32 protein-coding genes are annotated in these 21889 nt (G+C 40.2%); 5 read left to right on the top strand and 27 right to left on the bottom strand.

Going from position 1 to position 21889, the window contains the following annotated elements; genetic code table 11:
- Positions 1-206: 206 nt before the first annotated feature.
- Both F8L24_RS01130 and F8L24_RS01125 read right to left on the bottom strand, forming a co-directional pair.
- Positions 207-1565: a hypothetical protein gene (locus F8L24_RS01130; protein ID WP_294951060.1), complete on the bottom strand. Its 1359-nt coding sequence runs from the start codon at positions 1563-1565 to the stop codon at positions 207-209.
- 125 nt (positions 1566-1690) lie between these two features.
- Positions 1691-2224, bottom strand: a complete 534-nt coding sequence (locus tag F8L24_RS01125; protein ID WP_294951059.1) for an ankyrin repeat domain-containing protein — start codon at positions 2222-2224, stop codon at positions 1691-1693.
- An 89-nt stretch (positions 2225-2313) separates the two neighbouring features.
- Between F8L24_RS01125 and F8L24_RS01120 the strand changes: the two genes are divergently transcribed.
- Positions 2314-2439, top strand: a complete 126-nt coding sequence (locus F8L24_RS01120; RefSeq protein ID WP_294951058.1) for a hypothetical protein — start codon at positions 2314-2316, stop codon at positions 2437-2439.
- 1 nt (position 2440) lies between these two features.
- Here F8L24_RS01120 and F8L24_RS01115 read toward each other — a convergent pair whose 3' ends face one another.
- The 3 genes from F8L24_RS01115 to F8L24_RS01105 form a co-directional block, all read right to left on the bottom strand.
- The gene (locus tag F8L24_RS01115) at positions 2441-2752 is read right to left on the bottom strand and encodes a YbaB/EbfC family nucleoid-associated protein (RefSeq protein WP_294951057.1); all 312 of its coding nucleotides are present in this window, start codon (positions 2750-2752) and stop codon (positions 2441-2443) included.
- Positions 2753-2756: 4 nt separating this feature from the next.
- Entirely contained in the window at positions 2757-3125 is a 369-nt protein-coding gene (gene panD, locus F8L24_RS01110; RefSeq protein WP_294951056.1) for an aspartate 1-decarboxylase, read from the bottom strand.
- A gap of 132 nt (positions 3126-3257) precedes the next feature.
- Entirely contained in the window at positions 3258-3635 is a 378-nt protein-coding gene (locus tag F8L24_RS01105; RefSeq protein WP_294951055.1) for a (2Fe-2S) ferredoxin domain-containing protein, read from the bottom strand.
- Positions 3636-3761: 126 nt separating this feature from the next.
- On the opposite strand from F8L24_RS01105, the gene F8L24_RS01100 reads away from it, so the two are divergent.
- Genes F8L24_RS01100 through F8L24_RS01085 form a run of 4 tightly spaced genes read left to right on the top strand, consistent with a single transcriptional unit; the run spans position 3762 to position 6371 of the window.
- On the top strand, positions 3762-4364 hold the full coding sequence (locus tag F8L24_RS01100) for a hypothetical protein (protein ID WP_294951054.1): 603 nt from the start codon (positions 3762-3764) through the stop codon (positions 4362-4364).
- Between the two features lie 24 nt (positions 4365-4388).
- Positions 4389-4829: a hemerythrin domain-containing protein gene (locus F8L24_RS01095; protein WP_294951053.1), complete on the top strand. Its 441-nt coding sequence runs from the start codon at positions 4389-4391 to the stop codon at positions 4827-4829.
- Positions 4830-4831: 2 nt separating this feature from the next.
- Positions 4832-5092, top strand: coding sequence for a DUF2249 domain-containing protein (locus F8L24_RS01090; protein ID WP_294951052.1), 261 nt, complete (start codon positions 4832-4834; stop codon positions 5090-5092).
- On the top strand, positions 5085-6371 hold the full coding sequence (locus tag F8L24_RS01085) for a hypothetical protein (RefSeq protein ID WP_294951051.1): 1287 nt from the start codon (positions 5085-5087) through the stop codon (positions 6369-6371). The genes F8L24_RS01090 and F8L24_RS01085 overlap by 8 nt, the downstream gene beginning before the upstream one ends.
- A gap of 88 nt (positions 6372-6459) precedes the next feature.
- On the opposite strand, the gene F8L24_RS01080 is transcribed toward F8L24_RS01085, so the two are convergent.
- The 22 genes from F8L24_RS01080 to F8L24_RS00975 all read right to left on the bottom strand — a co-directional run bounded on the left by F8L24_RS01080 (position 6460) and on the right by F8L24_RS00975 (position 21790).
- Positions 6460-7758: a UDP-N-acetylmuramoyl-L-alanyl-D-glutamate--2,6-diaminopimelate ligase gene (locus F8L24_RS01080; protein WP_294951050.1), complete on the bottom strand. Its 1299-nt coding sequence runs from the start codon at positions 7756-7758 to the stop codon at positions 6460-6462.
- Positions 7755-8309 (bottom strand): hypothetical protein, encoded by a 555-nt coding sequence (locus F8L24_RS01075; protein WP_294951049.1) that lies wholly within the window; start codon positions 8307-8309, stop codon positions 7755-7757. The genes F8L24_RS01080 and F8L24_RS01075 overlap by 4 nt, the downstream gene beginning before the upstream one ends.
- Before the next feature lie 28 nt (positions 8310-8337).
- Complete coding sequence (locus tag F8L24_RS01070; protein ID WP_294951048.1) at positions 8338-8616, bottom strand: NifU family protein; 279 nt, start codon at positions 8614-8616, stop codon at positions 8338-8340.
- A gap of 170 nt (positions 8617-8786) precedes the next feature.
- Entirely contained in the window at positions 8787-9578 is a 792-nt protein-coding gene (locus F8L24_RS01065) for a 3'-5' exonuclease (RefSeq protein WP_294951047.1), read from the bottom strand.
- A gap of 249 nt (positions 9579-9827) precedes the next feature.
- Positions 9828-10169 carry an endoribonuclease MazF gene (mazF, locus tag F8L24_RS01060; protein WP_294951046.1) on the bottom strand — a complete coding sequence of 114 codons (342 nt, stop codon included), beginning with the start codon at positions 10167-10169 and terminating at the stop codon, positions 9828-9830.
- Positions 10156-10392 (bottom strand): AbrB/MazE/SpoVT family DNA-binding domain-containing protein, encoded by a 237-nt coding sequence (locus F8L24_RS01055; RefSeq protein ID WP_294951045.1) that lies wholly within the window; start codon positions 10390-10392, stop codon positions 10156-10158. The genes mazF and F8L24_RS01055 overlap by 14 nt, the downstream gene beginning before the upstream one ends.
- Positions 10393-10620: 228 nt before the next feature.
- Positions 10621-11130, bottom strand: coding sequence for a hypothetical protein (locus F8L24_RS01050; protein ID WP_294951044.1), 510 nt, complete (start codon positions 11128-11130; stop codon positions 10621-10623).
- Between the two features lie 20 nt (positions 11131-11150).
- On the bottom strand, positions 11151-11492 hold the full coding sequence (locus tag F8L24_RS01045; protein WP_294951043.1) for a winged helix-turn-helix domain-containing protein: 342 nt from the start codon (positions 11490-11492) through the stop codon (positions 11151-11153).
- A 9-nt stretch (positions 11493-11501) separates the two neighbouring features.
- Positions 11502-11663 carry a hypothetical protein gene (locus tag F8L24_RS01040; protein ID WP_294951042.1) on the bottom strand — a complete coding sequence of 54 codons (162 nt, stop codon included), beginning with the start codon at positions 11661-11663 and terminating at the stop codon, positions 11502-11504.
- Entirely contained in the window at positions 11660-11944 is a 285-nt protein-coding gene (locus F8L24_RS01035) for a helix-turn-helix transcriptional regulator (protein WP_294951041.1), read from the bottom strand. The genes F8L24_RS01040 and F8L24_RS01035 overlap by 4 nt, the downstream gene beginning before the upstream one ends.
- Positions 11941-12171, bottom strand: a complete 231-nt coding sequence (locus F8L24_RS01030) for a type II toxin-antitoxin system RelE/ParE family toxin (protein WP_294951040.1) — start codon at positions 12169-12171, stop codon at positions 11941-11943. The genes F8L24_RS01035 and F8L24_RS01030 overlap by 4 nt, the downstream gene beginning before the upstream one ends.
- 121 nt (positions 12172-12292) lie before the next feature.
- Positions 12293-13165 carry a hypothetical protein gene (locus F8L24_RS01025; protein ID WP_294951039.1) on the bottom strand — a complete coding sequence of 291 codons (873 nt, stop codon included), beginning with the start codon at positions 13163-13165 and terminating at the stop codon, positions 12293-12295.
- Positions 13165-14073: an NERD domain-containing protein gene (locus tag F8L24_RS01020; protein ID WP_294951038.1), complete on the bottom strand. Its 909-nt coding sequence runs from the start codon at positions 14071-14073 to the stop codon at positions 13165-13167. Before F8L24_RS01020 ends, F8L24_RS01025 begins: the two co-directional genes overlap by 1 nt.
- A gap of 60 nt (positions 14074-14133) precedes the next feature.
- Positions 14134-16110, bottom strand: coding sequence for a DUF2075 domain-containing protein (locus tag F8L24_RS01015; protein ID WP_294951037.1), 1977 nt, complete (start codon positions 16108-16110; stop codon positions 14134-14136).
- The gene (locus tag F8L24_RS01010) at positions 16103-16339 is read right to left on the bottom strand and encodes a helix-turn-helix transcriptional regulator (RefSeq protein WP_294951036.1); all 237 of its coding nucleotides are present in this window, start codon (positions 16337-16339) and stop codon (positions 16103-16105) included. The genes F8L24_RS01015 and F8L24_RS01010 overlap by 8 nt, the downstream gene beginning before the upstream one ends.
- 738 nt (positions 16340-17077) lie before the next feature.
- Positions 17078-17782: a DUF4760 domain-containing protein gene (locus F8L24_RS01005; protein WP_294951035.1), complete on the bottom strand. Its 705-nt coding sequence runs from the start codon at positions 17780-17782 to the stop codon at positions 17078-17080.
- A gap of 33 nt (positions 17783-17815) precedes the next feature.
- Entirely contained in the window at positions 17816-18637 is an 822-nt protein-coding gene (locus F8L24_RS01000) for a hypothetical protein (protein ID WP_294951034.1), read from the bottom strand.
- Positions 18638-19477, bottom strand: coding sequence for a hypothetical protein (locus F8L24_RS00995; RefSeq protein ID WP_294951033.1), 840 nt, complete (start codon positions 19475-19477; stop codon positions 18638-18640). It abuts the gene before it with no gap.
- A gap of 2 nt (positions 19478-19479) precedes the next feature.
- Positions 19480-20031 (bottom strand): helix-turn-helix domain-containing protein, encoded by a 552-nt coding sequence (locus tag F8L24_RS00990; RefSeq protein WP_294951032.1) that lies wholly within the window; start codon positions 20029-20031, stop codon positions 19480-19482.
- A gap of 491 nt (positions 20032-20522) precedes the next feature.
- Positions 20523-20975: a YbhB/YbcL family Raf kinase inhibitor-like protein gene (locus tag F8L24_RS00985; protein WP_294951031.1), complete on the bottom strand. Its 453-nt coding sequence runs from the start codon at positions 20973-20975 to the stop codon at positions 20523-20525.
- A 171-nt stretch (positions 20976-21146) separates the two neighbouring features.
- Positions 21147-21383 carry a CopG family transcriptional regulator gene (locus F8L24_RS00980; protein ID WP_294951030.1) on the bottom strand — a complete coding sequence of 79 codons (237 nt, stop codon included), beginning with the start codon at positions 21381-21383 and terminating at the stop codon, positions 21147-21149.
- The gene (locus F8L24_RS00975; protein WP_294951029.1) at positions 21380-21790 is read right to left on the bottom strand and encodes a putative toxin-antitoxin system toxin component, PIN family; all 411 of its coding nucleotides are present in this window, start codon (positions 21788-21790) and stop codon (positions 21380-21382) included. The genes F8L24_RS00980 and F8L24_RS00975 overlap by 4 nt, the downstream gene beginning before the upstream one ends.
- Positions 21791-21889 lie beyond the last annotated feature (99 nt).

The raw sequence follows: 21889 nt of genomic DNA, 5'->3' as shown, positions 1-21889 counted from the left end.
ATTTCCCTCTTTCTTCACACACTCATACCTGTAGCAACCCCTGACAGAGTAAGGACACCTCTAATAATAGCATGGAATAGCAAAGATATTGCCTGAAGTGCAACAAGGGAAAGGGTATTCAAACATATTTCAAGAGCAGGCTGGCCGAGATATCATCAGACGATACCCCCGTCAGTCCGCATGGGGAGGACAGAGAGATATAAAAATTACCACTTCACATCTGCAGTAAAGAGCACTCTTTGTGTTTCATTGTCGATCGCCACAGTACGTGTATCGGTATCATCCTCATAGTTCAGAATGAATTCAACATTTTTATTCCATGTATAACCGAGACCGGCAATCCACGTTTTTCTGGACTCACCGCTGTCAAGATCCCATTTGTCATATCTACCGATAATATTCCAGTCATCAAGATTTTCATCAAAGGTCAGCAGTCTCAACTCACCATTGACTGACCAGCCGTTACCTTTATAGGAAGGACTCGCTTTGGTGGACTTCAAATAGTTTCCGGCAATCAGGAATTCGGGCTGGTTGTATACCGCATTGAACCCGTACCATACAAAATCACCATCAAATTTTCCTGTATCCGGGTTGAATTCACCTTTTTTCGTCATACTGGTATTGTACTGTCCGTAAAAAGAAACATCCGCATAAGTGTCTGACTTATGTACATGTTTTTCACCGGTTCCGAGCAGGTTTCCTGTCAGTCTCCACTCAAAACTCAAACCGTTATTGCTGTCTTTGTCAAGAAGGCCATGATACCCTTCTCCGTTAAAGAGACCGATTTCAGAAGAAAAGTATTCTGTTTTTGTCTTGAAGTTCACCCCAAGGTCAGCAGAATTGGTAAAGTCGGCATCCTGTCCCTTCTCAACAAAGGTTTTTGAGATAGATCTGTACAGCCATCCATGGTGCTCTTCATAATCGATCCATGGTCTGTGCGCCTGGCCAAACTCTACGCCCGTATACGGAAGAATGTCATTAATATACAGGTATGCATATTTGAGACGTACTTCCCAGTCTCCCGTATTGCCGCCTTTGACAACATCACCGTTATTGACATCTTTACCGTTCCCTACCTGGTGGGTATCAAGTGTAATTCTTGCGTAACTCTTTGGATCATCAAATAAATATGCCTTGACCTGGATATAGTTTCGTCTTGATTCAAAATCATTATAACTGTTTGATTTTCCTGTCAAATGGTCTTTATTGTTGCCATGTACGAACCCAAGGTAATGGACACCGGAGAATTTCAGCTTGGATGCTTTTGCAAATGTCGGTGTCGCTTTCGCGAACTTCTGCATGACATTCTCTTCTTCAGCTGTTGCTTCTTTATGATGTGCCGGTTTGGCCGCTACATGCGTAGACTTCTTTTTGTGAGTCATTGCTTTTTTATTCTGTGCTACTTTTGTTTTAAGCTGCCTGTTCTCTGTCTCAAGCTTCGCCAGACGCTGGTTCATCTGCTTCATCATCGCCTTCATTTCGGCAATATCACTTGTACTGTCTGCATTTGCCCCTGTCAAAGCCAGTGTTGCAATTGCGACGGATGAAAGTACGATTTTTTTCATGTTTATCTTCCTTGTTTTGTTTAAGATGGCGGAAGTATAGAAAAAAATAGTTACAGAACGATTACACGCAGAAAGAAAGATAATTCAAGTATGTTATGCGCAGAGAAAATGCCCGATGAAGAAGATCATGCTTCTTCGGGATAAAGGTTATGCCTGGCGCCTTTTTCGGAAAGATAGGCGACCATCTTTTTCTGCCCGAGCTTTTTGGCATAGTCTTTGGCACTCATTCCGGAAGCATCCGTCGCGTTGATATCTGCCCCATGGTCCAGCAGCATCTGGACCAGTTCGGTATCAGAAAAACAGGCAGCCAGCATAACCGGAAGAATACCGCTTTTTCGTTTGGTACTGTTCAGTTCCATCCCTTTGTCAATGCAGTACCGTATGATCTCTTTTCGTTTGAATTTGATCGCCATATCCAGTGCCGATATGCCGTCACTGTCTGTCGCGTAGAGATCTACACCGTTTTCAAGCATCAGCTCTATCATTTCAAGAGAAGCATACTTTCTGATAGCATAAAAGAGCGGACTGATCTCATCATATTCCTCAAGATCGTACTCTTCGCCTATGAGAATAGGCTTATTCAGGTCTGTCCCTGCCTGAAGCAGAGACTTGAGTTTGGCGATCGAATCATTTTCTATCGCTTGTGTGAGCTCATTCATTGTAACTCCTTGTTACCATTGTGTTATATCCGGCCGCTATAGTTGCACCGTCCGATAAGGACAGACTACCAACCAAGAAAGGAGAAAAGATGAAACTGAGTAAAACCATGCAGAACATCCGCCAAAAAGAGGGTAAATCCTCCATCAGTGCCAAACGCATTCTAAAACTGAAGCACTCCAGAGAGTTCAACTATCTTGTCGATCTGAACCGCTGACTTATGAACCAAAAGGGTTCATGCCGCCCATCATACCCATAGCCTGGGATTTTTTATTGTCTTCTATCATTTTATTCACATCATTCATCGCCGAGATCAGCAGTATCTGTAAAGACTCTTTGTCTTCAAGCAGCGAATCATCAATATTCAGATCGATCACTTCACCCGCACCGTTCGCGGTTACTTCAACAAGACCGCCCCCTGCCTTGGACGTAAACTCAACATTTTTTGCCTGTTCCTGAAGCTCTTTTGCTTTCTCCTGCATCTGCTCCATCATCTTTCCCATATTACCGAGATCCAATCCTTCAAACATAGGCTTACTCCAATCCCTCAAATTCCTGTGCGATACCGTTCTCGTCATCCAGGATCACGATCTTCGGACTGTGACTGTCCGCTTCCGCTTCGCTCATCGTTGCATACGCAATAATGATGATCTTGTCGCCTTTATGCACTTTTCGTGCCGCCGCACCGTTCAGACAAATATCTCCCTTGCCTCTTTCGCCGGAGATAATATAGGTGGAAAATCTCTCACCGTTATTGATATTGACGATATCGATCTTCTGTCCCACACGCATATTCGCGGCATCGAGAAGGTCCTGGTCTATGGTAATGGAACCGACATAGTTAAGGTTGGCATCGGTAACGGTCGCTCTATGCAGCTTAGAATAAAGCATGGTAATATTCATAATAGTCCTACCTGATTCTGTTAAATTGACGGCATTATACCGAAATCTTAAAATCTTATCATTGTATTATACTGTAATTATGAAGAAATTGTAATCATGCAGGAGCACAGGGGCCCCGATACATGAAAATAATTATCGGATCATTTCCGACGGAGGTACGGGCTCGCCCCACATTTCAGGCGGAATGACATATTCTTCTACAACATTTCCTCCGATAATATGCTCATCAATGATCCTGTCGATCTTCTCTTTGGTCAAGCCGACATACATGGTATGGCCAGGCTCTACAAGCATCACAGGCCCCTGCTGGCATCGGTTGAGACATCCTGTCTGTATCGGCTGGACAGTCCCGATGATCCCCTTCATCATAAGACTTTGTGCCAAATGCTGGAAGAGCTGCTGTGATTCAGGGTCATTCTGGCTTACACAGCTTGGTTTTGGCATGCCCGGAGGTGCCGACTGCTGACATTTGAAAATATAGAACGCTGGTTGTGGTACACCTTGCATCATGGGTAATCCTTTAATATTTAATTAGGAGTATTTTACTCTTAATTACTTAATTCTTGATAAATATCAAGCTGTGATTTACTTTTTTATTCTATAATCTCTTTCAATACAACAGTCGGAAGGACGCCCATGACATATCCTGATTTTTTTGACCAGGTCGAACCCATAGAGTTGGAAGACCCCCTCAGTAACTTTCTCGGAGCTTTTGAAGAAGGCTTGATGGAGATCACTTATCTTGACTGTGTCAAACTGGCAGGGCACTCCTGCCCTACAGTGGCAGGTGCCTACCTCATGGCCAAAAAAGGACTTGCGGCACTGTATGGCAACGAACTGCCGCGGCGCGGTTCCATTCGTGTTTCCCTGCATGAAAATGAAGCAGAAGGCGTGACCGGAGTGATCGGCAATGTCATTGCATTTATCGCAGGAGCGAACGGGATCGGCGGTTTCAAAGGGATCGGCGGCCACTTTTCCAGGAACAATCTTCTGCATTACGATGTTCCTATGGAAGGAGAAGTCACACTGACAAGGACTGACACGAACCGCAGTGTAACACTGAGCTACAACCCTTCCATTATCCCGGCTGATCCTGCCATGCAGCCGCTGATGGGAAAAAGTCTTCAGGGGCTCGCATCTGCAGGAGAACGCAAAAAGTTCGGACAGCTGTGGCAGGCACGTGTAGAGAAGATCCTCCTCTCTGCAGCACTTTGGGATCAAATGATCACCATTAAATAATAAAAAACTTTCAAGGATCTAAACATGATCATTTCACAATTCATGACACAGGAACACAGAGACTGCGATACGGAGTTTGCACAGGCAGAACAGTTGGCGGCAGAAGGGAAATGGGAAGAGGCGGAAAAAGCTTTTTTACACTTTGCCGATGATACACTCAGGCATTTTAAACGGGAAGAAGATGAACTTTTCCCTGCTTTTGAAGCCCAGACAGGCAGTGCAGAAGGTCCGACGCAGGTTATGCGCTATGAACATGAACAGGTCAGAGGCCTCATAGGCAAACTGGCCGAAGCCCTTGAATCAGAAGACAGAGATGCCTACCTTTCTCTGTGTGAATCCATGATGATCCTTCTGCAGCAGCACAATATGAAGGAGGAACAAATGCTCTATGCCATGTGTGACAGAGTACTGCCGCCTGAAATCAAAACGGAAACACTTGGGAAAATGAAAGAGGTAGTGCTCTGATCATGTCGGAATTGAAAAAAATTGATCTCGATGCAAGAGAACTGGAACACCCAAAACCGCTTGAACACGCCATAAGGGCACTCCAAAAGCTCGATGATGACAGTTATTTCTATATGCTTCACCGAAAAAACCCCGTCCCCCTGCTCGACCTTGCCAAGGAACAGGGCTTCCAGTCACTCAGCAGGGAAGACGATGAGGGGAACTGGCACGTACTTGTGGCCAGAAACCCGGCCATAGAACTTGAGGAACTCCTGCGTGTTTAACCAGAACGGACTCTCTCTCGACCAGGCACCTCCAATCTCGGTCGTTCTGCGTTTCTTTTTTTCCGGTGCGCTTTTTGGTATTCTCGCCGGCATATTCATCCTCTTTTTCGGTACGGCCATATTTGATGCACAGAGCATGCAGGCCGTCATTCTGACTCATACACTGACCCTCGGGGTCATGCTTTCCTTTATGTTTGCAGCCCTCTTCCAGATGCTGCCTGTCATTGCGGGGGTCAGACTCGCTGCACCTCAGCAGAAAGCCAACCTGCTTCAGTATCCTTTTACTGCCGGTATTTTTGCCCTGCTTGCCGCTTTTCAGACATCACTGCCCTGGCTCTATGCACTGGCTTCCCTCCTGTTGGGCAGCAGCATTTTCTATATTGTCGCAGTGATGCTCAAAAATCTTTTTGAACTGACCTACCACAGTGCGTCTTCAAAAGGCATGGTCATGGCGCTTCTATCTCTCGCCATACTCGTCATCCTGGCACTCTACCTGACTGCGGCACTCTCGGGAACGATCGCAGGAAGCTATTTCGTCCAAATGAAAGAAGGACACTATTCTTTCGGACTCTTCGGATGGATCAGCCTGCTGATCATCTCCATCTCTTTCCAGGTCATAGAAATGTTCTATGTCACACCGCCCTACCCGAAGGCTGTCAGCTACTATTTGCCCATGGGTATTCTGGGATTGCTCATCATCACTTTCATTACGGGACTTTTCTTCCCTGCGGCATGGGTCATTGCAGATATAGTGCTGGCACTGGTGTTAAGCGCCTATGCACTGTTGACACTTTTGAGGTTGACACAGAAAAAACGTCCCCTGTCCGACGCAACCGTATGGTTCTGGAGAACGGGGCTTGCCTCGCTTCTTCTCTCCATGGCCGCACTGGTATTTTCGCGGTTTGTTGACATAGAAAGCATCAAAGCACTCAGCTATCTTTTCTTTGCCTTTTTTGCATTGAGCATTGTCTTTGCCATGTTCTACAAGATCATCCCGTTCCTTACCTGGTTCCACCTCAACAGTCAGGGCTACTTTACTGCTCCCATGATGCATGAAGTCATTCATCCCAAAACAGCCAACAAACATCTTTACATCCACCTGACAACACTTGTCACATTTACAGTGTCACTTTTTATTGCACCCTTCATCTATTTTGCCGGTCTCTTGACCATACTGTCTTTCGCATGGATGGCCTATCAGATCATTCATGCATGGAAACTCTACAGACATACACAGGAGACAGGAGAAAAATTTGAAATGAATATGCCGCAGGCATAGTGTTGCGCATTGCTCCGCAGAATTTTGACACAAAAGAATGAGAAAGTCACCATTAAGGGTACATTACCCTGCGCGATAGAGGGTTAGGTCAACTCTGTCGTTCAGCCAGCAACTCCCGAACAACTTCCCTGTCATCAAAATGATGTTTCACTCCTCTGATCTCCTGGTAATCCTCATCACCCTTACCCAGAATAAGCAGCACTTCATTCGGCTCCAATGCCTCCAATGCCATTTTTATCGCAAGTCGTCTGTCCGGTGTCGCCGTCACATGTTCTTTGCCATGCAACCCCACAAGAATGTCTTCAAGTATCATCTCCGGCACTTCATTGCGCGGGTTGTCGGAAGTCACATAGATCTTGTTTGCATATCTGCCTGCCGCGGCTCCCATACGGGGACGCTTCTCTCTGTCTCGGTTGCCGCCGGCACCGAAGACTACAGAGATATCTCTGTCTTTCATGGACTCCAGTACGGCATGTATCCCGTCATCCGTATGGGCAAAGTCGACGATGACAAGCGGCTCACGGCTCACGACTTCCATCCGTCCGGCTACACCGGCAAAGTTTTCAACCACATCGCAGATCTCCTGAATGGGGCGCTTGGTCAGCAAGTGTACTGCCCCTATCGCAGCCATCAGGTTAAAGAGATTGAAGAGGCCCATCATCGGTGAATGGAATGTCGCTTCTTCCTGCATATACTTGATCCCCGCGGTAATGCCGTGCAGCAGAGAAAATGCCTGCACTTTATAGGTTGCCGGTTCGTCTACGCCGTAACTGTACGCATGCTTCGGGTTATAGCTAATATGTTTAATATCATCTTTGTTGAGCAGTTTCATCGTATCATCGGCAAAGAAAAGGCTCTTGACACGCCTATACTCTTCGACTGTTCCATGGTAGTCCAGATGGTCACTGGTAACATTGGTATGCACTTTCAGCGCAAATACAAGTCCTTCTATACGCTGTTGATCGATCGCATGCGAACTGACCTCCATAATAAAGTAATTGCATCCCCTGTCGGCTGTCTGCTTCATATTGTGCAGCGTTTCGAGTATCGATGGGGTTGTCATACTTTTTTCTTCTAGGCGCTGTTCTTCTGCAAAAAGTCCCCGCGTACCCTGAAGTGCCGGCTTTTCGCCGAGGTCAAGCAGAAAAGAGTAGATGGCTGCCGTTACAGTTGTTTTGCCGTTTGTACCCGTTACGCCCACTACTTTCATCTTTTCCAGTTCCCAGAGAGCGATCAGCGCTTCCGGGGTAATGAAATCCGGCTTCTTTTCAAGTTTTTCAAAATAGGGTGTATTTTGTGCCGTTTTAAGAAAAAGGGTTTCACTGTCAAGTTTAGCGGTATTGTCGGTAATAAAGGCAAAACCTTCCAGGTCAAAATTGATTTTCACTTTTTGATTCCCTGCACGACATTATAGAGTGCCAGTACTTCCTGGTCATTGCCGAAAAGACTTGCCGTAGCATCCAGGTATCCCAGTGCCATTTCGTCAAATCCTTCATCGGCAAGCTTGGTCACAAAGTCGATGAATTCATCTTTATCCGTGATCACTACTTTGGTAGAGAACATAATGTCCTCAAATGCCTGCTTGAAGCTGCCTCTGCTCTCGACCAGAGCAAGAAAGTCCGCATAACGGATACCATCTCCGTATTCTACTTCCTCTTCTTCGGGAGAAGTCAGAAGCTGGCGAATACTTTCTTTGGTTGTATCGAGCGATTCTATCAGCGAATGGATGATCTCAACCGCATTTTTCTTGTTGTCTTTGATCATCAGGTAATAGTCGAACAGGGCCTGGGCTTCCTCTTCGCTTTCAAGTCCGAGGTCACTCAGGTATGCTCCTACTTTCGCTTCGTCAAGGGAAGGGTAATCTTTCAAAATCAACCCGTACGAACGCAGTGCTGCCGTATATTTACCCTCAAGAAATGCTTTTTCAGCTCTTTTCAATAATATGTCTTGACTTATTTTACTCATTTTAACCTAATTGATCCAGTTTGTCTTCCCATCCGCTTGGAACACTCATCACTGTTATTTCCGGGTGTATCAGTGTTTTCAGCTGCCGCTCCACACCGAACTTGATGGTCGTACCCGCACTTCCGCACCCGACACAGGCACCCTGAAGCTGTACATACACCACTCCGTCCCTGATAGCGATCAGATCGATATCTCCACCGTCGAGTTTAATAGAAGGCCGCACCTTCTCTATCACATCGCTGACTGCCGGTTCCAACTCTTCATCTGTAAACGGGATCAATCTTTCTCCTTTATTATATATCCATTATTAATATATTTTATTATATCAAAATCCGAGTAAATAGTATACTACTGACTCTTTATACGGGTTATACACTAAAATGATTAGTTTGTCAATATTCCCGGATCTCGAAATAGAAGTATGCGATGTCTGTGCTTAACAACGCTCACTCAAAACCGAAGCTGTTCCGCTTCCTTCCTTTCATCCTGCGCCTTCTGCCAGAAAAATGCTTTTTGTTTTAACCAGTAAGCAAGCGTAAAATCCAGATCGGGCCAGTCCTGTGCCATATTGGCATACATCCAGACCAGATCAAGAGGGCTTTTTTGGAATACCTCTTCGAAGCTTTTCCCCTTGTATTTGCCAAACGTAATTTTTTCCAGCATCATGGGTTCAGCGGTCAGTGTGACCAAAGCGTCAATGTCACCCTCCGCTCTTTCCAGAAGTGCTTCAAACAATACATAGTGCCATAACGCATCACTCAGGGCATCGTGGGCATCGATGTCTTTTAAGCCGATCTGTTTTGCTACCGTTTCCGCTTTTTGGGTCAGTTGATACCGGGTAATGAGGTCTTCCAGCTTATAACTGCCGGCTTCTTTGAACAGCAGCCTGGAACACTTGTCTGTATCGATCTTCTGCATCTCCAGGCTGAGTTCTTCATGCTCCAGCATGGCAACATCCAGTTCGTTACCGTGTGCGATGAAATAGTTGGAAGGGCTGTTCCCTTTTTCAAGTTCTATGAAGGCATCCGTCTCATACGGCCAGTATTTGTCTTCCAGCATGGCATTGGTGATATGGTGAATATTGACCACCGTATCGTTCATCTCGATATCGGTATAACAGAGGTCATTGAACGCTTCGATGTTATCGCCCTGCACTTTCAAGAAGGCTAACTGTATCAGTCTGTCATTTTTAAGATCGACACCTGTTGATTCCACATCAACAAAATAGAGTGTAGGAGTCATGGGTTTCCTTTAGGGGACTTCTAATCATAGGTACCCTTTATTATGTCTCTCATTTTATTCAAAGTTTGCCTAAAACTTTGCATCCCACGAGTATTTTTTTACTTCATCCGGTCGTCACACGCTAAACTCAGGCAAATAACTGTCTGCATTATAGGCTGCTTTAAATAATATTTCACATACTCACACGCAGATACAACCTCCACCTCATCAAACAGGTCTTCATTAAAACGGACTTCCTGCAGGCGGCAGCTACCCCAGCAAAGCCAATACATTCTTCTGAACATGGACTAACACATCATGAGGTACTTCACATATATAAGATACTTTCCTTGCTACATAATCCAGGTTTTTGACTTGATCTGAGAGTATAACACCTGTTACTTCTGAATCTTTTGGCAATGGTACTTCAAATGGGTAGCCTTTTACTCTTGAGGTAATAGGTAAGCAAATACATAACGAAGTCTTTTCATTATAAATTTTAGGTGACAGTATAAGCGCTGGGCGTTTGCCTCTTTGCTCATGTCCTGTTTGTGGTGTGAAGTTTAACCAGACTATATCACCTCTGTCGGGTACATAATCACCACTCTTCATTACCCACTGCCTTACCTGTGTCTACTTCAGCATGCAGGTTGTCAGAATCTATACGAGATACTAAACTTTCCAATAATGTTTCATTTTGTGGTTCCAGGACAAGTGCTCCATTCCGTATGTTTAATTCAAGAATAGAATTATTTTCTATGTGCAATGTTCTGGCTATGTCTTTCGGTATTCGCAAGGCTAAAGAATTACCCCATTTTTTTATGGATACTGTCATGATAGGTCCTTTCAGTATATACATAATGATACAATAATACCAGATGAGTGTCAAATGCATATAGACACCCTGCTCTGTAAATGCATATGGTAATGCTCTGGTCTTGGAAAAATTTGCGGTGCCAATCTGTAATACTTTTCACATACTTGCACGCAGAAACAACCTCAACCTCATCAAACATATCATTTTTGAAACAGACTTCCAGAAGGTGGTGGGTTTTACTTTCAGTTATTTTTTCAATCGACTCCTGAAAATCTCAAATTTTTCAATCTCTTTTTCGTTCTTTGCCCATTTTTGAACAGATTTCATATCGTACTCATTTTGTTCTGCTACCCAAACTGCCTGCTCCAGACTCTGCAGGTCATCCCAGTGAAAATATGCTGCAAGTCTGTCTTTTATGCAGTCAGTCGGAGTAAGTAACTTCAATATACCAGTCTCCTCTTCTTTTGATGCCACCTCACTTACTGGTGCATCTCCTACCCCTAAAGGGCCACGTGGGAATTCAATAAATAACGATGTGTCATCATGTACAAAATAACGATTATATTCTTTAAAACCAAGTCTTAGCATTACATTTTTAATTTTAGTATGACCTCCGTTATACCTGTCAATGAGATCTATGTCATCTGAAGTATATTTTCCCTGAGAATAGATCTGTACACAGGAACCGCCTGAAAGGACAGTTTCTATTCCTTCCTTTTCAAGTTCTCTGCATATGTAAGCTGCCAGCTCTTCCATACTCATCTCTTTAATACTTTTCATGAAGACTTTACCATAGGTTTTTTTGTTCTTCTTGGGCGTTTTCGCCTCATTGTCAGTTTTTCTATCTCTTCTGCACTATAGTAACTTCTTGCTTTTTCCAAAAGGGCTTTCAGTTCATTTAGAAAAGCATAGCGCGGATTGAACATAAAAAGTCGTGTACGCCCTACATTTTTACTGACCAAGACACCGCCCAACTCCAGTTTTTCCAACTGCTTTTGAATCGGGTCTAAACTGGTACCGTAAAAATCGGCTATCTCTTTAGCATATCCTTCATCATTGGCAAGAATAAACTGCAATACACGTTCACGGTTTTTAGATCCAAAAATCGCTTCCAACATTTTAAAACCTTAAATATAGTTTTTAATACCTATATTATAGGTTATAAAACCTATTTTGTCAAATAGGCGGTAGGCTTCTTTTTTCTCGGTTGCGGTGATATCTATGAAGATGGTACGGATCGGCTTTGGTTCGTCGATGATCGATCGCAGGTAGATCAGGGGGAGTATCACACAAAATCTACTTTCAGCTCATGTCCTGTAGCTTTGGCATAGCTCATTAAAGTATCGATCCGTGGAGATATATTGTTTTTAAAGCTCTCAAGTCTTGAAATATTGCTCTTTTTTGTCCCCATGAGTTCAGCCAGTTTTTCCTGGGTCAGTCCTGCCTCTTTGCGCATTGCAATAAGTTTTTTCTTAATGATGTATTCCGGTTTTAAAGCATTGTATTCTTTTTCTACTGCTCTATTGAGAAACGCTTTCTCTTTAAATTCTTTTAATGATGTTCTGCTCATTGTAACTCCTTGAGTCTTTTTCGTGCTTTGTCAAGTTCTTTTTTAGGTGTTTTTTGGGATTTCTTTACAAAAGAATGCAAGATAACGATCTCATCATTAACGACTATTGCAAAAAAGGATCGTCCAATCATTTCCAATATATGTAAAAGATCAGCCAATATCCCGGCAAGAAAGCCCAGTATCTCTTTCTCAACCCGTTCACTATAAAAAGTAACTTCCCACGACATTTTGTCTACCTTTGGATGATATCATATTTGATAACTTTTGTCAAATATTCAAATTTTATAATTTGATTTTAGAACAAAAAAGCAGACATAGTGAAAAGTATGACATATTGTAATATTTTCACTATTTCACATACTTACACGCAGATAGAACTTCAAGCTCATCAAACAGGTCTTCATTAAAACGGACTTCCAGCAGGCGGTAGGCTTCTTTTTTTTCGGTTGCGGTGATGTCCATGAAGATGGTACGTATCGGCTTTGGTTCGTCGATGATCGATCGCAGGTAGATCAAGGGGTAGTAGAGTTGGAGGATGGAGAAGTTGTCGAAGGGTTTGCTTCCTGTCTTGGCTTCGAAGATAATGATCTCATCCCTGTTTTCAAGAACAAGGTCTATTTCAAACTGAAATCCGGGGTGAAGGGTTTTGCTTCCTTTGCTTGTTTTAAACTGTAGAGGGTTGGTTATTTTTATCTTCCCGAATTGTCCATAAAGCAGGCGTTTATGAGTCTTTGTTTCTATCTCATGTTCAAATACGGCAAGCCCGACATCATCTACAAAATGATTGATGTACCCAAGTGCAATGGCTTTGTTCAGGTAGGCATTTTCATTTCTCTGAAACTTTGCCTTGAGCGTAACGGGGATATAACTTTCTATAGGGTTGATCCTATCTGTGTCTATCTTCTCAAAATCGACGCTCTTCAGATCGAAAAAAACTTCACCCTTATAAAAAAAGAATTCCGCCGGCCCTGCTCTTACAGGTACTACACTGTTTTCCCGAAAATATTCAGGAATGTCTTTGGTGTAATATACCGGGATCCATTGTCCCGGTTTCCCCTTACCAAGGTCAGAAGCACTGAAGTTTGAGTGTTCCTCATTGAAAGGATTGGGAAAAGTTTCGTTTGGCAAGAAACTTTGTTCCGATATTAGAAATTTTTTAAAAAGTCCGGGTGATTTATCTTCGATAATCCCTATAACTTCTTCCCAGTCTTTTTGTGCCATTAAATTTCCTCAGTATATCGACACTTTGGAAATCTATTGCACCCATAAAATTCATCAGAAGCATACTGAGTACCAAACTTTTTAGATTTACGTTTTCTCTTAACCAACCTACCCTCTTTACATCGGGGGCAAATTTTCTCTTCCACATTTTCTTTTGCTCCAACAGGCTGCTTAGGCATTTGAGACTCTTTTTGACTTACTCTATACTTGGTAGTATAATTAAATTTTACAGGGGTATGTGCTTTGATTAAATCATCTGCAATTTCTTTGGTAAAATCTTTTGTTATAAATGTTACAGTCGACAATAAGGTCTTAGTTACTCCCATTTTGTCTATGTCTTGATTTCTTCTTGATGCAAAAGCATCACTTCTCTCAAAACCTTCTGGCAGATGATTATTGGTCACTGTTGTATTTGGATGAATAAGTACTTTATTATCTATAGGGATACCTCCCATCAATTTAAATCGTACAGGTATTTCCAAAGCATCATGAATGAAATCATATAAAACTTTTTCATGACGGATATTCTGTTCTATAGGGTTTGGAAATGTTTTAGTGTATTTCCCGTATTTCACAACCAATGAGTTATCATCTTTTATCGTCAATTCACCTTGAAAACTTTTACTTTCCAAAATAGTTATGCCCAGTGGTGCAATGAGTATATGGTCAAACTGTGCGGTTCTTCCCTTGTGCTCTATTCTTATATCATGTAATAACACAAGTCTATCTTTGCTTTCAAAATGAAAATCAAGATAATAAGCATTTTCTTTTTCTGCTTTGTAGCCATTTTCCAATGATGTAATATCTTTTTGTATAAAAGATTTTTGCTTTTCACTATTACTTTCTTTCAGTAAATTTTTGAGAATAGATATCTCTTGACTTTTGTCATCAATCTTCTTAAAAACCATTGATTTCCTTTTTATATATTTTCCCAAAATTGAATATAAAATGGCACATATTAAGTTGTTTCAAACCTCTTCAATTCCAATTTCCTTTAAGTACTTAAATGTAGCATCATAATACTCAGGTAGTCTAGTTTTATCCTCTTTTGATCCATAGGGAATAAATATTATCATTCCTTGTCTTGCTCTAGTTAACAATACTCTATAAGCATTTAATAAATAGTTTTTTGTAATCTCTTTATGTATGTTTTGCCATTTGGTACCTTTAAACTTCCTATATATCCATTCATTATTTTTTAGATAAAAGTCACCATCCCAACATACACATATCCAGTCTAATTCTAAGCCTTGAATATCAAACTCTGTTGCTATTTCTTCATGAAAACATGAAGAACGAACATCATTTTTACCATTCAAAAACCAAATAGGTGCATCTATTTTACTTTTTACATTAATTGCATAAGGTCTTAATCTATATGCACCAGAAGATGCAACCACACCATTTCTTTCACTTCCAAGTGTTTTTCCTTTTATCCATTGTTTTGCCTTCTCAAAATTTCTAGTAATTTTAATTGGATAATGATTTTTTATATACTGCTTATATATTTCTTTAGATTTTAGTAAGTTTATATCAAGTACAGAGTGTATGAATTCAGATAATTTTTCAGATCTAAAGGAACGGACAGATACTGATAAATGTAAGTTTTCTTCAGCTTTAGCATTCTCTTTTAGCCATTGTTTTAAATCATTATTTTTCAAATAATTTTTATCTTCTATAATTAAATTTGAGTAAAATACATTCCATTCAAAAAAATTATTTTTTAATGAACTTATCCATTCTTCTAAACCTGCTTCACCTACATTAATCTCTTGCCCGCCACCAATTAAACATATAATTGTACACCAATCAGCATGCCTATTCATAACTTCTATTAAAAAATAGGGTTCTGAGACATTGAAGTTATCTTGACCTTTTTTTCTTTGCATAAAATTGCTTGTCTGTTTTTTGTCCCATGCTCTTTGGGCTTCATCAAATACTACGACTTTTTCTATAGGAGCCTTGTCATTGATTAATGCATCATCTCTAAAATGATGTATATTTTGAATGAAAGCATGAGATTTAATTGCAGCTTCTCTTTTTGTTAACCTTTTTCCATTTTCTTTTGCATTTGAAACTTCATCCCTTGTTAATGCCTCTCGTAAAACCTCAACCAATGGGCCATTCCCTGATAAAAACACTGCATGTTCATTTTCATCGATATTCATTCTTTCATTTGCAATATTTAAACCAGCAAGTGTTTTACCTGCACCAGGAACACCCGTTATAAAACATATAGATTTCAAATTATTGCTTTTTGAATATTCTATAATTTCATTAATTTTCTCAGTTGTAATAGATAAATTTATAGCTCCAGCATCTGAACGAGATATTTCTTTGACGTTATGCCCTTTATATAAAGCTTGTGCTGCTTCGATAATTGTTGGTGTAGGTTTATAAATTGCATTAGCCCAAAGAAGTGGATCAATTTTATTTGTATTACTATATGTCAAGCAAGCTTTAATGTTTTCAAGTATTGTGTCTTTATTTACAAGTAATGGATTAAATAGCTTTTCATCTAAAATTTCAACTTTATTATTTACAGGATTAGCTTCTGTAGCTATGAGAAAAGGAAAGAGTTTATTATCATGACTTCCTTCATGAAAATTTTTTAAATCTACTGCATAATCTAAAACTTGTTCAATAGCATAATTATCATATGTAATTGATCCAACTTTAAATTCAATAATAAAAACTGAATCATCTATGATGATAATATTATCAACTCTTTTCCCCATTCTAGGAATTGCAAATTCAAAAAATATATATCCATCTTTTTCAAAATATTGTAATGTATTTTTTAAAATATCGATTTGTTTTAACCACGCATTTCTCTGTAAGTCTTCTAATGCATGATTATGATGTCTTGCGAGTTGTCCTAAAATATCATTATTACTATCATGTAAAAAATTCTTTATAGTATTTGAATAATAAGCTCTAGTCATCTATTATAGATTCTTTCAATAAATCGCTTAATTCAATTTCTAAACCATGACATAATTTTTTCAAGCTTAAATAAGATGGATTCCGCTTTGCTCTTTCCAGCAAACTTATATATGTTCTATCAAATTCACATTTTTCCGCTAATTTCTCTTGAGAAATACCAAGTTTATTTCTTTGATATTTTATTCTTTTTGCAAGTTTGTTTAATAGTTCTTGTTCTTCATCTGTCATAATAAATTTTACTCTAATCGAAGACAATAAAACAACGGACAATACGTCTCATTTTTATCAAATCAAGATTCACAAAAAACCTACCAGATCATTTGCAAATGCTTGGGTCGTACAAAATTTTGGTAAAGATAAAGATATTGAAGGGATCAAGAAAATATTTTACAGGAAAGCTTATATCAGCATCCTTCACAAACTCAAAAAAATATCTTCTCTGATAAAGGCTTGCAACATAGATAAAAATCCTGTGTGTAAAAATTACAAAAGATGTTTTTTCAGATGCACAGACCATAAAAGAGCGTAACAAATAAATCATAAATACCAATGAACAAGGGCTATTCTCAGCATAGAAATAGAAAAGTATTGGGCACTTCAAAAGCAGCTGAAACTGAGCTATCATTATCACCTCGTATCCCTTTTCTCCTTTTCTTCCGGTTATTGCCGGAAGTTGTGACTGAGAAAGTTGTTAGTTGTCACCAGACACCTCTGCCCTAAAGTGTGCCAAAAACGGAGATTTTTAAAAATTGAATGAAAATTGATGTATTTTAATTGACTTATTTTACTTTTTGTGTTAGATTTAGTGACGCAAAAAAGGAATATTAATGAGTTTCAGTGTTCGCTTTCATGAACATTGAGTAGTATATAATATCATAGAAGGGTAAAATATGAGAACACAAATTAACGAGTGGGTTGACGTTTAACCAATACCCATATAAATAAAATGCGGGATCTTATCCGCATTTATTCCTCCGCATATCTTTTAGCTACAGACGCAAATTCTGCAAAATAAGTTTCATTTCCTGTTGATTCCTGTTGATGTTTAATATATTTTTCAAACAGCTTGTATTTACCAACAATGCTCCCTTTCAATAAGCTTTTTACCGTCTTGTCATCAAAAATATCATTATTTACTGCAGAACAGATATACTCGTATTCGCTCAGGTAATTTATAACTGCATCTTTCATCTCTCTTCCGTTTATGTCATTCCTGAAGCTAATACATCTATATTCATCGTCTGTCTGTGTATCTGGCAGCTGCTTTATGTCTTCTTCTGTCTGCTCCCCGTGAAAACAGAATTTACCGTTTTTGAGCATCACCCCGTAAATGTCATGTATTTCATACAGTTCATAAGGATCTTTGCGTTCAAGAATTCCAAATGTGCTGTGTAGCTTTATTATGGCTTCTTTCATTACCTTTCTGCTTGCATGCATCTGCGTAATGGCTGACTGCTTTTTGTTCCATTTGTTTGTAATTTCTGCCTGTTTCCTGTTTAGCCTGAACTGCATCGCCGCAATGAAAATGGACAGGACAATAAAAGTTGAAAATACAATTTTAGCAATAATCAGCGATTTCGTATCCATATCGTAAAAATAGAGTATAAAAGCAAGCCCTGTAAGAATGCCAACAAGAGAACTGACTATGACTGCATATGTTATCTTTTTCATTCAGCCACCACAGACAAACTAACAGTCATCATACTATTGGCCAGTCTCAATGATGACTCCATTAGCGGCCGCGACGTCTGCAATTATCCCAGCAAACTCATCAGCATCAGTCGTATCTATCACCTCTATTCTTTTCTCTCTTGCTGTTTGCATGGCATACCGGTAAGTGTCTACAACTGACGACTTCAACCCTCTGTATGCCGGCATATACAGTAGGGTTGAGGCAACCATACGCATGGACATTTCAAGCGCCATAATAGATGTTGCAACATCATGATGAAAAGAGGAAACCACGGGGGAGCACACCTCTCCAAGCACTATAGGATTGCGCTCATCGTTTTCAACCACGGTATCTATCTGCTTGTTAAATGCTTCCTGAATATGTTTTCTAAAAACAATATGGTCATTGAATCGATCCGAGGCTATCATTTTAATATGCGACACGATAGCATTAGATGATCTATCATTATTTTTTATTGTACGTGGCTCATAGATTGTAACCATCTGTTCAAAGAGTTTCTCTGCTGTGGCATGAAGATCATCGGACGCCATGTACGGTACGGCTTCATCTATATATATTGTTTTTGAAACATGCACACGTGACGCAACATCTGGGTGATGGTATTTTTCGTTAATCTGCTTTAGAACAAAATCGAATGCTCTGGTATTTTCTATATGTACACATTTGTCTATCGTGTCGAATGATGGAATCGTTTTGAATACATACTCGTCTCCATCAGTCAAAGACACGCCTATATTGATAGTTTCGCCTGTACCTGTTATGTGTAGGCGTATAGGGGCGTAAAGGATTGTTCTTAATGTATTTGTCGTTTTGTCATTAATAAAATCCAACATTTAAAGCCCCTTTTGGCGCACATTTTTAAAGCACAAAGCTTTTGCGCATTTGTCAATGATCTGAACTTTCCGATCAACAAGAAACTCTCTAATTATAGCAAGTTTATCATTATCGCAGACATAGAGTCTATCAACTGTATCTACAATGTTGTGCAAGTAGTCATCCGGTATACAGTCTATTTTCCCGGCACTACGAAAGATATTTGTAAAAGAGCTATCATCTATGAGACTGTAGAGAAAATCATGAAAAGACTCGTGGAAACAGTCGTAAAGCTCTTTTTCATAAGCTGCGCGATCCCAGTTTAGGTTACCGAATATCCTGTCTGTATCTATAGCAGCGTAGAATGTCGGTTTTCTGTTTGCTCCCTCCAGAAGTATCAAGTGATTAAAAGGCTGCCTATCATAGTTTCTAAGGTATTGATCATAGGGGAATATGGAGTAAAAGGATTGCTTGTTTCTGCAACCATCAATCATCACCGACAGCTGTTCATTCGTCTGCGGTGTAACACTCACATCTTTCCATAAAACACCAAACATGATATTTTGTCTATAAATATCAACAGGCGGCACAACTTTATATTTGGACACCCTATTAATAATGCTATCAAATACTGTCTTGTCGATTTTAAGCAATGCTCCGTCTATAGCAGGAACACCACACTCTTTGGCAATCATGTACCCTATAAATTCATTTTGGTTTGAAGTAGTGTTTGGTGTATTGAACTTGACCTGGTATATGCAGCCGTCACTCGCTTCCACAAGCACAAAAAACCTGCCATCTCTATCTGGTACATTTAGTCGCACAGGACGTAGCGCGTCAAGCAGATCTATCTGAACCATTATCACACCACTCCCATACTGCCGACCACACGGCCAATGAACTTGCAGTCGCTGCTCTCGTCGATGATGAATGTGATGTCGGCTACGTCCGGGTTGTCGCATATAAACGTGTACTCTTTGGTGATGGGGTGCTGCCCTTTCGCAGCAGATATCCCGAAGTACGATTGTAGCAAATCGCGGCTGATGCTCACAGGCGAACTCGCATCAAACCCGTTGAATGCACTGCCGCAGGCACTGGCATAGTTTTCAGAATAGTAAGGTAAAACGATCTCCTTGTGTCCATACCACCTCCCTTGATCTCTCACTGCGCCTTGTCCTTCTCCTGCAAGCATTACACCATCATCAAATTCAAGCCATTCTTTACTAACACCAAGCTTTGATGCTATTTTGTAAAGTTTTGAGTCAGGTATCTCGCCGCGGCTTTTCCATGTATCAAATGTCCCTCTTTTTATGCCAAGATATTCCAAGCATGATTTATATGTACCGACCTTCAATACTTTCTTAATACGTTCAAACGCATAATCAACTTTGGTTATTTTCTCGTTTTTTTTCAAAATACACCCACTTTCCTTGATGATACTTTCATTTGATGGTGTGGTATCATTAGCTATTTACAACTACAGTAATAAATTATATCTAATTAGCATAAATAGACAAAGATTACACACCAAAACGTGTCACCGAGATTTTTAAAAATCCAAAACGTACTGAGCAACGCTTCAAGAGATCACCGAGCAGAGGATGAAGGTAAGAGAGCTTTTTGCAGGGTACACATTTGGTCAAGTGAAATGAAATGAGTCAAAGGGCAAAGGGGTCAAGTGAAGAAAAAAGGTGCCAGGTGACAATGACAACTCATCTCCTACCCCTCTTCACCACCACCTGAATTTAAAAATTTAAGGGTCAGTGATAATGATAACTCGCCTTATCAACCCTTCTACAGCAAACTTGAAATAATAATACTTCAAAAATCATATGCAATATAAACAGTTTGATACATTGTCATGACCCAAATATTTTTAGTGGAAAAGAGGTACCGACATATGCCTTAGCGGGCATAGATCCCCATCAGTTCAGCCTCTTCTATCACATGTCCTCTCATAACCCAAAGCAGCTGCTCTTTGCTGAGGCCCGGATCTAACTCAAGAGGAACATCGAGCGCGTAAAGTTTGATGAAATATCTGTGAGGCCTGTCAGGAGGGCACGGGCCGCCATATCCTATGGTGCCAAAATCATTGATACCCTGTCTGATGCCGTCAGCCAGCAGCGGTGCACCGGGGATATTTTCCGGTAACCCCTGCAGGTCAGAGGGTATATTGTATGCTACCCAATGCACAAAGATACCTGCCGGAGCATCCGGATCATCCATGATCAAAGCCAGAGAACGCGTACCCTCCGGCACATTTTCAAAGATCAGAGGGATCGAAACATCACTCCCGTGACAGCCATATTCGGAAGGTATCTGATCGCCATTTTCAAACGCGGGACTTCGTACAAACATTTTAGATCCTTTCGCACCCGTAATGTAACCCAAAAGTGCAATTTGATTACAGCAAATGGGGACAAAGGCAAAGCAAATGGGGACAGGCTAGATTAAATTTATCGTTTCACTATTAGATAAACACTTACTCCACCTTCTTGCATCAGATAAGAAGCAAGGAATACTCTGATTCTATAATTTATCTCTTTCATCAGGTTCAACACTTGGTACTTTACTTAAAGCCTCTAAAAATGACTCTTTTGAAGCCCTTTCAGCTCTTTTTTCTATGATGTCTAAAGTCTGTAAAGCAGAAACTTTTTCACTTAAAGCATTGACTATAAATTGATTGAGTGAGATTTTTTCATTTGCACAGACATCATTGACAGCATTTTTTAAATAGTCAGGCATTCTTAAACTCATTGTTTTCATGATATTTCTCCTATATGTTGTAAAAATTCTTTAGGTGTCATAACTTTAATACCAAACTCTGAAGCAGGTTTAAAATCTTTACCATTGAGTGTAACTATAATGGAGTTTGATTTGACTGCAAGTTCCAATAAAAAGTCATCATCCACATCTTTTAACTTGGGTCTCCAAAGATAGAAGATACTGTTTTTCTTCCCAATTAAACAAATATAATCTAAAATGGCATTTACATAGGATGTACCCAACTTAGATTTTAATTTTAATATCTCTTCATATTCATATAAAAGAGTAATAGAAATATTTACTGTAAATTTTTCACTGTCTATGATAGATAATAATTTATAACTAGCTCCTCTATTTGAAAAAACAGCAGCGAGTAATACATTTGTGTCTATTACAATATTTGCCATAATGGTATTATATACGGTATCACATTAAAATAACTTTAATCCTGATACCGAAACTGAAAATGGAGGCAAGGGGTCTGGTGATACTATCAAAAGGGGCTA

Origin of the sequence: Sulfurovum sp., from assembly GCF_015493435.1 — a bacterium.
Classification (GTDB): Bacteria; Campylobacterota; Campylobacteria; order Campylobacterales; family Sulfurovaceae; genus Sulfurovum.
Note: the sequence above shows the minus strand (reverse complement) of the source record. Positions and strands in the feature narration are given on the sequence as shown.

Coding starts and splice junctions, on each gene's coding strand:
- F8L24_RS01005 (WP_294951035.1), bottom strand. CDS start 17,782: ATGAAAAAGATAACATATGCAGTCATAGTCAGTTCTCTTGTTGGCATT.
- F8L24_RS01000 (WP_294951034.1), bottom strand. CDS start 18,637: ATGTTGGATTTTATTAATGACAAAACGACAAATACATTAAGAACAATC.
- F8L24_RS00985 (WP_294951031.1), bottom strand. CDS start 20,975: ATGTTTGTACGAAGTCCCGCGTTTGAAAATGGCGATCAGATACCTTCC.
- F8L24_RS01025 (WP_294951039.1), bottom strand. CDS start 13,165: ATGGCACAAAAAGACTGGGAAGAAGTTATAGGGATTATCGAAGATAAA.
- F8L24_RS01090 (WP_294951052.1), top strand. CDS start 4,832: ATGTCGGAATTGAAAAAAATTGATCTCGATGCAAGAGAACTGGAACAC.
- F8L24_RS01120 (WP_294951058.1), top strand. CDS start 2,314: ATGAAACTGAGTAAAACCATGCAGAACATCCGCCAAAAAGAGGGTAAA.
- F8L24_RS00995 (WP_294951033.1), bottom strand. CDS start 19,477: ATGGTTCAGATAGATCTGCTTGACGCGCTACGTCCTGTGCGACTAAAT.
- F8L24_RS01030 (WP_294951040.1), bottom strand. CDS start 12,171: ATGTCGTGGGAAGTTACTTTTTATAGTGAACGGGTTGAGAAAGAGATA.
- F8L24_RS01115 (WP_294951057.1), bottom strand. CDS start 2,752: ATGTTTGAAGGATTGGATCTCGGTAATATGGGAAAGATGATGGAGCAG.
- mazF (WP_294951046.1), bottom strand. CDS start 10,169: ATGAAGAGTGGTGATTATGTACCCGACAGAGGTGATATAGTCTGGTTA.
- F8L24_RS01125 (WP_294951059.1), bottom strand. CDS start 2,224: ATGAATGAGCTCACACAAGCGATAGAAAATGATTCGATCGCCAAACTC.
- F8L24_RS01010 (WP_294951036.1), bottom strand. CDS start 16,339: ATGACAGATGAAGAACAAGAACTATTAAACAAACTTGCAAAAAGAATA.
- F8L24_RS01045 (WP_294951043.1), bottom strand. CDS start 11,492: ATGTTGGAAGCGATTTTTGGATCTAAAAACCGTGAACGTGTATTGCAG.
- F8L24_RS01100 (WP_294951054.1), top strand. CDS start 3,762: ATGACATATCCTGATTTTTTTGACCAGGTCGAACCCATAGAGTTGGAA.
- F8L24_RS01035 (WP_294951041.1), bottom strand. CDS start 11,944: ATGAGCAGAACATCATTAAAAGAATTTAAAGAGAAAGCGTTTCTCAAT.
- panD (WP_294951056.1), bottom strand. CDS start 3,125: ATGAATATTACCATGCTTTATTCTAAGCTGCATAGAGCGACCGTTACC.
- F8L24_RS00975 (WP_294951029.1), bottom strand. CDS start 21,790: ATGGCAAATATTGTAATAGACACAAATGTATTACTCGCTGCTGTTTTT.
- F8L24_RS01065 (WP_294951047.1), bottom strand. CDS start 9,578: ATGACTCCTACACTCTATTTTGTTGATGTGGAATCAACAGGTGTCGAT.
- F8L24_RS01020 (WP_294951038.1), bottom strand. CDS start 14,073: ATGGTTTTTAAGAAGATTGATGACAAAAGTCAAGAGATATCTATTCTC.
- F8L24_RS01105 (WP_294951055.1), bottom strand. CDS start 3,635: ATGATGCAAGGTGTACCACAACCAGCGTTCTATATTTTCAAATGTCAG.
- F8L24_RS01050 (WP_294951044.1), bottom strand. CDS start 11,130: ATGGAAGAGCTGGCAGCTTACATATGCAGAGAACTTGAAAAGGAAGGA.
- F8L24_RS01130 (WP_294951060.1), bottom strand. CDS start 1,565: ATGAAAAAAATCGTACTTTCATCCGTCGCAATTGCAACACTGGCTTTG.
- F8L24_RS01015 (WP_294951037.1), bottom strand. CDS start 16,110: ATGACTAGAGCTTATTATTCAAATACTATAAAGAATTTTTTACATGAT.
- F8L24_RS01095 (WP_294951053.1), top strand. CDS start 4,389: ATGATCATTTCACAATTCATGACACAGGAACACAGAGACTGCGATACG.
- F8L24_RS00980 (WP_294951030.1), bottom strand. CDS start 21,383: ATGAAAACAATGAGTTTAAGAATGCCTGACTATTTAAAAAATGCTGTC.
- F8L24_RS01055 (WP_294951045.1), bottom strand. CDS start 10,392: ATGACAGTATCCATAAAAAAATGGGGTAATTCTTTAGCCTTGCGAATA.